Source organism: Gilliamella sp. X-46 (assembly GCF_057063525.1).
In genome coordinates this window covers 20638-31927 of the sequence record NZ_JBXSQH010000007.1, presented here as the reverse complement: position 1 = coordinate 31927, position 11290 = coordinate 20638, and the positions used below count along the sequence as shown (strand labels likewise).

8 protein-coding genes are annotated in these 11290 nt (G+C 35.9%); 7 read left to right on the top strand and 1 reads right to left on the bottom strand.

The features are described 5' to 3' along the window. The first annotated feature begins 99 nt into the window (after window positions 1–99). From cas1f to cas6f, 7 genes are all read left to right on the top strand, one after another. The gene (gene cas1f, locus ACYIAJ_RS06625; protein WP_483560369.1) at window positions 100–1053 is read left to right on the top strand and encodes a type I-F CRISPR-associated endonuclease Cas1f; all 954 of its coding nucleotides are present in this window, start codon (window positions 100–102) and stop codon (window positions 1051–1053) included. Further along, on the top strand, window positions 1050–4373 hold the full coding sequence (cas3f, locus tag ACYIAJ_RS06620; RefSeq protein ID WP_483564535.1) for a type I-F CRISPR-associated helicase Cas3f: 3324 nt from the start codon (window positions 1050–1052) through the stop codon (window positions 4371–4373). The genes cas1f and cas3f overlap by 4 nt, the downstream gene beginning before the upstream one ends. Window positions 4374–4759: 386 nt before the next feature. After that, on the top strand, window positions 4760–5083 hold the full coding sequence (locus tag ACYIAJ_RS06615; protein WP_174787115.1) for a hypothetical protein: 324 nt from the start codon (window positions 4760–4762) through the stop codon (window positions 5081–5083). A gap of 68 nt (window positions 5084–5151) precedes the next feature. Continuing rightward, window positions 5152–6531, top strand: coding sequence for a type I-F CRISPR-associated protein Csy1 (gene csy1 / locus ACYIAJ_RS06610; protein ID WP_483564534.1), 1380 nt, complete (start codon window positions 5152–5154; stop codon window positions 6529–6531). Continuing rightward, on the top strand, window positions 6531–7454 hold the full coding sequence (csy2, locus tag ACYIAJ_RS06605; RefSeq protein WP_483564533.1) for a type I-F CRISPR-associated protein Csy2: 924 nt from the start codon (window positions 6531–6533) through the stop codon (window positions 7452–7454). Before csy1 ends, csy2 begins: the two co-directional genes overlap by 1 nt. A 35-nt stretch (window positions 7455–7489) precedes the next feature. Then, complete coding sequence (gene csy3, locus ACYIAJ_RS06600; protein ID WP_483564532.1) at window positions 7490–8500, top strand: type I-F CRISPR-associated protein Csy3; 1011 nt, start codon at window positions 7490–7492, stop codon at window positions 8498–8500. Window positions 8501–8505: 5 nt separating this feature from the next. Continuing rightward, window positions 8506–9075: a type I-F CRISPR-associated endoribonuclease Cas6/Csy4 gene (cas6f, locus tag ACYIAJ_RS06595; protein WP_483564531.1), complete on the top strand. Its 570-nt coding sequence runs from the start codon at window positions 8506–8508 to the stop codon at window positions 9073–9075. 115 nt (window positions 9076–9190) lie between these two features. Here cas6f and flhA read toward each other — a convergent pair whose 3' ends face one another. Beyond that, on the bottom strand, window positions 9191–11278 hold the full coding sequence (gene flhA / locus ACYIAJ_RS06590) for a flagellar biosynthesis protein FlhA (protein ID WP_483564530.1): 2088 nt from the start codon (window positions 11276–11278) through the stop codon (window positions 9191–9193). Between the last annotated feature and the right edge of the window lie 12 nt (window positions 11279–11290).

Below are 11290 nucleotides of genomic sequence, written 5' to 3'. Positions count from 1 at the left end.
TCACTCAATTGCTCGTAATAGATAATAAAATGCTCGTTTTTAATATAAAATAATGTTAGTTTATTTGCTATATTTCAATTAATTTAATCAGTTATCATCATGGATATGATTCATTCTTCTGATCTAAAAACGATCATGCATTCCAAGCGAGCCAATATTTATTATTTAGAGCATTGTCGTGTTTTGGTTAATGGTGGACGAGTTGAGTATGTGACTGAGCAAGGTCAACAGTCGTTATATTGGAATATTCCAATAGCAAATACCACCTGTATTTTATTAGGTACGGGTACATCATTGACGCAAGCGGCAGTCCGAGAGCTTTCACGGGCAGGTGTCATGATTGGCTTTTGTGGCGGAGGCGGAACGCCCCTTTTTTCATCTACTGAATCTGAATTTGCCTGCCAGTTTTTCTCGCCACAAAGTGAATATCGTCCGACAGAATACCTACAAAGCTGGTGTCAATTTTGGTTTGATGACAAACGTCGATTACAAGCGGCTAAATTATTACAACAAACACGGCTTAATATTATTAGTGAGTGTTGGCCGCAATTTGATTGGGATGTTGATACAACGCAGTTAGCGCATATTCTTACTGATGCAACACAACAATTTACCGATGTTGATAATAGCCAAGCACTTTTAGCTGCAGAAGGGCGAATTAGCAAACGTCTTTATGGCATGGCAAATCAATTAACCTTACAAGATGACAAATTTAAACGAGAACAAGGCACACGAGGCAAAAGTCATGATCCCGCTAATCAGTTTTTAGATCATGGTAACTATTTAGCCTATGGCCTTGGCGCAACGGCTTGTTGGGTGTTAGGTCTCCCTCATGGGCTGGCTATTTTACACGGAAAAACTCGCCGAGGTGGCTTAGTGTTTGATGCGGCAGATATTATTAAAGATGGCATTGTGTTACCTCAAGCCTTTTTATCAGCCAAACAAGGGGACAGTGAAAAAGAATTTCGTATGGCATGTATTGCGCAATTTGCTCAATTAGGTGCACTTGATAGGATTATTGATACTTTAAAACAGATAGCAGATAAAATATGAATATTTTACTTGTCAGCCAATGCAAAAAGAATGCATTAACTGAAACGCGTCGCATTATTGATCAGTTCGCTGAGCGTTGTGGTGAACGAACATGGCAAAGCCCAATGACCGAAGCAGGGCTACAAACGCTTTATAAATTATTACGCAAAACTGCACGAAAAAATACTGCTGTTGCATGTTATTGGACACATGGTAAAAATTTAACTGACCTTTTATGGATTGTGGGCGATCGCAGTCAGTTTAATCAAGAGGGACGAGTCCCAACTAATCGTACTAAACGTAATATTTTACGCAGTGACAGCGAAAATTGTTGGCAATATGCAACCGCTATTCAATTAATTACAACCATAGCGGCACTACTTCATGATTTAGGTAAAGCAACAATTGGTTTTCAATCTAAATTACGAGCAGTAACGGCTGTGGCGGCTGATCCTTATCGACATGAATGGATTTCGTTGCAATTATTTTTATTAATGATTCAAGACTGCACCACCAACGAAGCCTTATTTAATCGATTAGCGCATTTTACTGAATATCAACAACAGTATCCTAATTGGTACAAGCAGCTTACCAAAGTTGAAAAAAATGATCTTACGCAGTTACCATTATTGGCACAATGGATTGAGTGGCTCATTGTGTCGCATCATAGAATGCCGTTTTTACCGGATTCATTAACGGGGGATATTAAAAATTTACAGAAAATAGATTTTGATATATCTGGTTTAACTATCCGAAGTTTTTATAAAACATTTAAGGCAATTGATAAATGGGTTAAAAATAGTCATAGTCAACACACTTCACCCAACGATTTTTGGCAGCTTAAAAGCGATATTACCTTAAGTCAGCCTTGGCTGAAAAAACTAAGCCGTTATGCAGCCAAAGCCTTAAATCATGTTCCCTTAATGCAATTGTCTAATATTGACGAGTTTTTATTGCATATTTCGCGTTTAAGCTTAATGGTGGCTGATCATAACTACTCAAGTTTATCTTTAGCAAATGAAGAAGCCGAAAAAAATAAAGCAATCTTAATTGCCAATACCAATTACCTGAAAAAAGCGAAGCAACGTTTAGATGATCATTTAATCGGTGTTGCTAATTTTTCAGCCCGCTTTGCTCGTTTATTACCTAAAATAATCACGGAATTACCCGCAATCAATCAACATAAACCTTTTACCAAACGAACAACTATAAAACGATTCCAATGGCAAAATCATGCTTTTGATTTAGCAAAAAGTTATCAACCAATATCTGATGAATGTGGCTTTTTTGGCGTGAATATGGCATCGACTGGCTGCGGTAAAACTTTAGCCAATGGGCGAATAATGTATGCGCTTTCTAATCCTAAACGGGGCGTGCGTTTTACCATTGCATTGGGATTACGTGTTTTAACGTTGCAAACAGGTAAAGCATTAAGAGAAAGATTACACTTAAGTGATGAACATCTGGCGATTTTAGTGGGTGGGCGAGCTACAAAAACCTTGTTTGAGCTAAGTAATGAAGACATTGAACAAAACGATTCTCCAAAAAGTTCAGAAAGCCAAGGTAGTGAATCTATCGAATCGTTACTTGATGAATATATTGATGTAGCAGAAAGTGGTATTGCTGATTGTGAACTAGGCACCATTATCGAAAACAGTAAAGCAAGACAATTGCTTTATGCCCCTATTGTGACATGTACAATTGACCATATTATTCAAGCTAGCGAATGTAGCCGAGGCGGTAAATATATTGCACCAACGTTAAGATTGTTAACCTCAGATTTGATTTTAGATGAACCCGATGATTTTGATCAACACGACTTGCCAGCGCTGGCGCGTTTAGTGCATTTAACTGGGTTGTTTGGTAGCAAAGTACTACTGTCATCGGCGACCTTAACGCCAGATTTAATTGCTGGATTATTTGACGCTTACCAAGCAGGGCGAAAAATTTGGAATCAAAATAACCAATATGCCGATAATACCATTGTATGTGGTTGGTTTGATGAATATGAACAGTCGATATCACAAATTGCTGATACCAAAACGTTTAGTGATCACCATCAACAATTTGTAGCAATGCGCATTCATCAATTAGCACAAAGTGCAATCCGCCGTAAAGGGCATATTTTGGATCTACTAAATTACCAAGAAAATAAAACAGAGAATCAAAAATTCAATTATGGTGTGCTAGCTAAACAATTATTAGATCAAGCTTATCAATTTCACCAAGATCATCATCAAATTGATAAAAAATCACAAAAAAAGGTAAGTATCGGTTTAATGCGTTTTGCCCATACAGAAGATGTTATTTTACTCACAGAACAAATTTATGCACAAACGAAGTTACCTAATGATACCGCTTTTCATATCGTGGTTTATCATGCTCGGCAACTGCTGTTATTACGTAGTCAATTAGAAGAAAAGCTCGATAGAATTTTAAATCGCAGTGATGAACAAGCACTATTTAGCCAACCCGAAATTCTCCAAGCGATAAAAAGTAGCAATAAAGAAAACCATATCTTTATTGTAATAGGCACGCCAGTCACCGAAGTTGGGCGCGATCACGATTATGATTGGGCAATTGTCGAACCATCATCCATGCGATCTATTATTCAGTTAGTTGGACGAGTATGGCGTCACCGACCACAAAAAATTGCGCAAAAAGCTAATGTAGCCATATTAGGATCGAATTTAAAAGCAATTGAATTTAATTATCGTACTGATCAAGCCTGTTTTACTAAACCAGGTTTTGAAGAAAAGCCATTATTCTTGCTGAAAACCCATAAAACAAATGAACTAATTCCTGATCATCAGTTAGTAAATATTGATGCTGTTCCACGTATTCAGTCTAGCCCAGAAGATGGGCTGACTCTCGCCGAACTAGAACATAAGGTCATGGCAGATCTTTTTGCAATTAATGCCCGTAAAAGTAATTATGTGACCAGCTATTGGCAACAAGGCTTAGCTCATCACCATTGTGTGCATTTACAGGCGATTTCGCCATTTAGAGGAAATGATAAGACACAAGATGAATATATTTGCCAACTCGACGACGATGGCGATTATCAATTTAGCTATGCAGATATCGCATGGCAAACACCAGATGAGCGCTGCGAAGATACACAAAATAGTATAATTGAATATAAAAACTGGTCATTTGATAATCCTAATATCCAACCTTGGCTAATTAATAATGTCGAGCAAGCCATAGCAAAAGTAACCGAATATTTCCCAAATAAAACGCCATATCGCTTAGCAAATGAATTTTGTAGCGTAAGCTTATATCGCAATTGCAGTTGGTGTTTTCATCCTTATTTAGGATTTTATGAAAAGAAAGGATAAAAGAATATCAGTTTTTATACTGAAACACATAGTTACCTGAAACTTTTTGACAAAATATCGTCAGGTGAATAATGGTTGCTAGTAAAAGGTAGGGAATTCTTTTATACTTGATGGCACTGCTGTGTAAGCAGTTTAGAAACATTAAATTTTTGTTTTAATTTAATAGTTCCACCGCCGCATAGGCGGTTTTTATTTGCCAATAACGCTTAATTTATAAAAATAACATTCCCATTATATTTTACTTTTAATTTATTATTGATCTATTCGCTTTTTTCGTATATATTTGTTTCGTGATTTACTCACAAATATTAAGAAGCTCTTATCCGATGTTTACGTCATTTGATAAGAGCATATTTCAACCTAGGCATAAATGAAGGAGAAATACTATGTCTAATAATAAATATTTTGTTATACCTCGTCAAATTTCTTTTGATAAAGAATTACTAAATCAAGTGCAAAAATTTGTTATTGATTCGCCTGCTGCTAATGATGAATTAATTGTTGGATTACCTACGCAATCTAAATATTATTCAATTCGAGATCTAATGAAAATTCTAAATATTTCGACAATTAAAGAAATTAAATATTTGGTTAAGAAATTAAAGCTTGAACAAGATAATTATAGATATCTTAATTCCAATAAAGAATGGGTGTATAACAGTAATGCTTTAAATATATTGAATTTATACTTAAAATTTAAAGCAGCATAGCATTAAATTAAAGGCTTATATTTAATGATATAAGCCTTTTTAATTTCGAAAAAATATAAGGAGGGCCAATGAACAATATTTCTTGGCAAGATATAAGAAAGGTAATTTTAGACTTTCTACAACAACGGCTTGCCAATAATAGTAATTATAAAAGTGAAACCGCTAAGCTAGAAAAAGCAAAAGAAGCGGGTGATTTAGTTGCAGTTAATGAAGCTCAGCAAAAGTTAGATGAGTTAGCCAAGCGATTTGATTTTGAAACGTGGATGGAAGATGCAGCTATTCGTCGTATTTCATGGCTTCTTATTGCTACCCATATAGCTAAAGGAGTTCACCCGAGCTCGAAGGCTTGTAACGCAAATTACAATACACAGATAAAGCCTAATAATCTGAATAATTTAGTATCATCTGCTACAGTGAACACTTTGCCTTTTGATGCCAGTGGTGCTGCGGCTTTAGATATATTTGGGCTTTTAAACCAAGTCGTTAAAAATGATATAACAATTTTACAGCTTATTATTAATAATCACCCTGCTGTTCAAGAAGCTTTATCTGATGATAAAAATAAATCTACTCTTTATTTGGAAAATTTTCAGCAGTTACTTAGAGATAATTGGAGTGATGCGCAGGCTTCGGAACTTAATAAGCAAATTTTCTGGCCGAATAGTGAAGAAACTTATTTGTCACAGCATGAAAATAATTACCGCTTATTGATTCCACTACATCCTAGTGCTTTGTGCTATTTGGTTTATCAGAAGGTGCAAACCCGATTTTCGGAAGAAAATAAAAATGCACGAGAATTACGTAAAAAAAAGGATGTTGAGTATCAATCTTATTTTTCTTTTCATGATTTAGCCGTTGTTAAACTGGGTGGCAGTAATGCTCAAAATGCAAGCCAACTTATTGGTAGTCAAATGGGGCGTAATTTTTTGTTACCTTCCATGCCACCTAAATTTCAAAAACCTCAGTTTCCATCAATTACAAATTTTCAAGAAACCATTTTTAATAGTTCATTTCAATATTATTGTCGATATGGTTTTAAGTTATTATTTGATACTGTTGAAGCAAAAAAAAATATTTTTGTTGTGAGAAACAATAGAAAAGAGGCTTTTTTTGTCATCTTAACATTAATTCTTAAGTTCGTTGCGCATATCCAAATGACCAAAAGGGCTGGTTGGAGTAGGGAATCCTCACTAAATCTAACTCAACAACTTTGGCTTGATCCAAAACGAGTCATGTTGGATGGCGAAACCGATTTTAAAATAAGATATGAACAAAGCGATTGGCAACAAGAATTAGAAAAGCAATTTGCTTTTTGGATTCAAACTATTTTAAAAGAAAAATTTAAAAATTTTAAACAGCAATTTGCTGATCCTGAATTTAGCGAATGGCGCCGTGAATTTAATGCAGCGGTAAAAGCAAGTCAACGTAAAAGGGAGGGGATATTTTAATGGCATCATTACGTTATTATTTATTATTTGATCATGTCAAAATTCATAATACCAATGCAATTTCTAGCCCATTAACGTATGGCTTTCCGGCTATTTCGGGGTTTTTGGGTGCGATTCATGCTTTAAGTCGTAAAATTGAATCAGAAAATCCTATTTACTTAGATGGCGTGTTAATCGCATGTCATGAATGTGATGTACAAGTTTATCGACCAAACAACTATGCGGATTATACTTTTCGATTAACACGCAATCCACTAGCTAAAAATGGTAGTACTCGTTCAATTATTGAAGAAGGGCGAGTTCATCTAGATGTTTCATTACTTGTTGAGGTAAAAATTGAAGATCGTGAAACATTAGATGATGCAGATGAGCAGCAAGCATTCATCCAACAGATGAAACAAAAACTTTACCAGCAACGTGTTGCTGGTGGGCACGTTGTCGATATTGAATCAGTCGCACTATATTCTGCATCAGAATCAAATAAAAACTTAATCAATGCACTATTACCCGCATTTGTTTTAGTTGAAGCACCACAAGATTTACAAGATATCACTGCTGAATTACAGCAACAAGATCCTAATGCTACAGCGCTTGATGCCTTGATTGAAACCGCAATGTTACATCATTATCCTCAAGAAAAAGATCACTGGCAAACTACATCAGTTAAACAAGGTCGCGGTTGGCTTGTGCCTTTACATTTGGGTTATCAAGCTATTTCACCGTTATTTTCAGCGGGTAAGGTTGAACATGCGCGCAGTAATGAGCATGCTACGCAATTTGTGGAGTGTATTTATGGGCTCGGTAAATGGGTCTTTCCTTTACGCTTGAAAGAGAATTTATCACAGGCTTTTTGGCGTTATAACTGCAGTAAATTGCAATCTAATGATGCAGAAATTTATATTATCAATCAAGAAACCAATTAAGTAAATTTAGAAAATTATAGAATAAGGAATACATTATGAGTAAAGATAAAATCACCACCGCCAGCGTACTTGCTTTTGAACGTAGTTTTGATATTTCTGATGCGATTTTTGCACAGCAAGATAATGCAGATGCCACTAAATTATCTCCTGTTGTAGTCACTGAAAAATCAGTGCGAGGCACTATTTCAAATCGTCTTAAAAATGCAGTTGCAAACGATCCAACCAAATTAGATGCTGAAATACAAAAGCCAAATTTACAAACAGTTGATGTTGCTGCGTTAGATGCTGATAAAGATACTTTGGTTGTGACATGGAGCTGCAAAGTGTTGCCATTTTTAGGTAAACCTTCCGTGTGTAATGATATCGAATATCAAAAAGAACTAGAAAAAACAACGCAGGATTATATTCAAACGCAAGGAATGATAGCTCTAGCTAAGCGTTATGCCATTAATATTTTAAATGGTCGTTGGTTATGGCGTAATCGTATGACCGCGGAGCAAATTAGCCTTTCAGTTACTCGAAAAAATGATAAAAAACCATTCATTGAAGTCAGCGATGTCAAACAATACCAGCTTAATGCATTTGATTATGATGATAAATCGGTGAATGATCTTGCTAAACTGATTGAAGCAGGATTATCCGGTGAAGAGTTTGTGATTTTTAACGTTGAAGCCAAACTGAAAATGGGCTTAGGTCAAGAAGTTTACCCGTCACAAGAATTAATTCTAGATACTGGCAAAACTAAAAGTAAAGTATTGTATGAGAAGAACAAACAAGCTGCTATGCATTCACAAAAAGTCAGTAATGCAATTCGAACCATCGATACTTGGTATGAAGAGAATGCACAATTTCCAATAGCAATAGAACCGTATGGCTCGGTTACTTCAATGGGACATGCTTTCCGCCAACCAAAACAGAAATTAGATTTTTATACCTTATTTGATAATTGGATTTTAAAAGGTGAAAAACCATCGCTTGATCAGCAACATTATGTAATTGCGGTATTAATTCGTGGTGGTGTCTTTGGTGCCAGCGGTAAGGAGTAAATAAGATGCACTCACATTATTTAGAGTTGCGAGCGATTTCGCAAATTGAGATAACCGAAGTGGATGTGATGAATCAAGTGATGCAATCACTACACCAAATTTTGGTCAATCACCAAGGAAATATCGCAATTAGCTTTCCTTGTTACCATGTGCACCGAACATTAGGCGGAGTGATTCGCCTATTGGGCACCGAGCAGGAACTGCAAAACCTTAAAGCAGATATACAGCAAAAATCGACAATTAGTGATTATGCTTTATTGATGTCTATCACTACAGTACCAACGACGATAAAAGGCTATTTACGTTTTAGCCGAGTTAACCCTAAAGGTCAAAGTGCATTAAGGCGTGCCGAACAACGATTAACAGCACAAGGAAAATGGACGCCTGAAGTAAAAAATAAAATGATTGAAAAGTGGGGAAGCGTTCATTTGCAATATCCACACTTTCATTTGCATAGTAAAAGTACAGGGCAAAAATTTATTTTGTGGATAAAGCAAGAAAAATGCCTAGAGCCAGTACAAGGCACATTTAATAGCTATGGACTAAGCCAAACCGCAACAGTTCCCGATTTTTAAATTTCTAACCCTTTTTTTGATGATTTTAACATATTGATTATTATTGATATTAAAATAGACTCAAAAAAAGGGTAAAAATTGGGTAAAGTGCAATAGGCTCTTTTACAATAAGGAACTATTGAGCACCAATTTGCGTGCTAACTTTTATCTCTCGATTATCGGTAATTTCTAAATTCGATAGCACGGCTAATTGAGGAAAGTTCGGTCTTAAAAATTGCGATAACATCGGTCTTAATGCATGATTCACTAGTAATACTGGTGGAGCACCGATGGTATCTTGTTGATTGATGGCTTGTCTAATTTGTTCAATAATGTGTTCGGCAAGTCCCGGTTCAAAATTACTGGTATTTTGCAGCGCTTGTAATAACAAACGTTCTAAATTGATATTTAACCCTATGACATTAATTGGAGCATAGCCCGGGAACCATTGCTGTGTAATCACTCTACCTAATGCTATTCTAACTATACTTAGTAATTGATAAGCGTCATTTTGGGTTGGTGCATGCTCGCAGATTGTTTCAATGATAGTTCGCATATCTCTAATTGATACTTTTTCGGCGATCAGGTTTTGTAAAATTTTATGAAAAGTGGTTAATGTCACAACGCCAGGAATAAAGTCTTCCACTAATTTAGGAATATCTTGTTTTATTCTGTCGAGAAGTTCTTGGGTTTCTAAGCGCCCTAACAAATCGCCAGCAAATTGTTGTAGTAAATGATTAAAATGAGTAGCGATCATAGTACTTGTATCTACAACGGTATATCCCAATATTTGAGCATTTTCTTTATCGTTTTCATCTATCCAAATTGCAGGCAATCCAAAAGCGGGTTCAGTCGTTGCAATACCCTCAATGGTTTCTGTTACATTACCCGGATTAATGGCTAACCATTTGTTATTAACAATTTCCCCGTTGCCTATTTCGCCACCTTTGATAAATATTTTATATTGATAAGGCGCTAACGAAAGATTGTCTCTTATATGCACCTGAGGGGGTAAAAAACCCAATGTTTGCGCAAATTTTTTGCGTAAACTACGAATTCGCCCTAACAACTCACCGTTTTGAGTTTGATCGACCATTGGAATTAATCCATAACCCACTTCCATTGCTAATATATCTTCAATATTAACATCAGACCATGTCGCTTCTATATTGGCCGGCGTGGTTGCTTGCACATTAGCTTGTTTGGGTGTGGTTGTCTGTTCTGTTTTTTTCTGTTTAGTTAGCCACCAAGCAATAATAGATAAAAAAGCTGTGAACAGTAAAAATACTAAATTTGGCATGCCGGGAATTAGCCCAAGTAAACCAATTACAACAGCGGTTAAAATCAAAACTTGTGGATTATTAAATAACTGCTTGAGCATCTGCTCACTGACATTGTCTTGTGATGTGACTCGAGTCACAATAACTCCTGCTGCCGTTGAAATAATCAGTGATGGTATTTGTGCAACTAATCCATCGCCAATAGTCAGCAACACATAGGTTTTACTCGCATCAGAAAGAGCCATATCATGTTGCATAACTCCTACCAATAAACCGCCAATAATGGTAATTGCCATGATAAGTAATCCGGCAATTGCATCTCCACGTACAAATTTACTGGCACCATCCATTGAACCATAAAAGTCAGCTTCTTGAGTGACTTCTGTACGACGAGCTTTGGCCTCATCTTCACCAATTAAACCTGCATTAAGATCGGCATCGATTGCCATTTGTTTACCTGGCATGCCATCTAATGCAAAGCGTGCTCCTACTTCGGCTATCCTGCCTGCACCTTTGGTGATGACCATAAAGTTAATAATGACCAAAATAATAAATACCACAATACCAATAGCAAAATTACCGCCAACTAAAAAGTGCCCAAAAGCTTCAATCACCCGTCCAGCAGCAGCGCTACCTGTATGCCCTTTTAATAAAACGACTCGTGTAGAGGCAACGTTTAATGATAACCTTAATAAAGTTGCAAATAATAAAACGGTTGGAAATGCTGCAAAATCAAGCACTCGTTTAGTAAATAATGCCACAATTAATATAATAATTGATAAAGCAATATTAAACGTAAAAAACAGATCCAAAATAAATGCTGGCAAAGGTAATACCATCATTGAAAGAATCAATAAAATGAGCATTGGTCCAGCTAATATCTGATAGTGACCATTTTTTAATGTATTAATTGATAATAAATTAAGTAGTTTAGATTTAATCATAAGATTAGTTAT

Bases quoted from the DNA above. Each gene is read 5' to 3' on its own strand.
- cas6f (WP_483564531.1), top strand. From the start codon at position 8,506: ATGCACTCACATTATTTAGAGTTGCGAGCGATTTCGCAAATTGAGATA.
- cas3f (WP_483564535.1), top strand. From the start codon at position 1,050: ATGAATATTTTACTTGTCAGCCAATGCAAAAAGAATGCATTAACTGAA.
- csy1 (WP_483564534.1), top strand. From the start codon at position 5,152: ATGAACAATATTTCTTGGCAAGATATAAGAAAGGTAATTTTAGACTTT.
- ACYIAJ_RS06615 (WP_174787115.1), top strand. From the start codon at position 4,760: ATGTCTAATAATAAATATTTTGTTATACCTCGTCAAATTTCTTTTGAT.
- flhA (WP_483564530.1), bottom strand. From the start codon at position 11,278: ATGATTAAATCTAAACTACTTAATTTATTATCAATTAATACATTAAAA.
- csy3 (WP_483564532.1), top strand. From the start codon at position 7,490: ATGAGTAAAGATAAAATCACCACCGCCAGCGTACTTGCTTTTGAACGT.
- csy2 (WP_483564533.1), top strand. From the start codon at position 6,531: ATGGCATCATTACGTTATTATTTATTATTTGATCATGTCAAAATTCAT.
- cas1f (WP_483560369.1), top strand. From the start codon at position 100: ATGGATATGATTCATTCTTCTGATCTAAAAACGATCATGCATTCCAAG.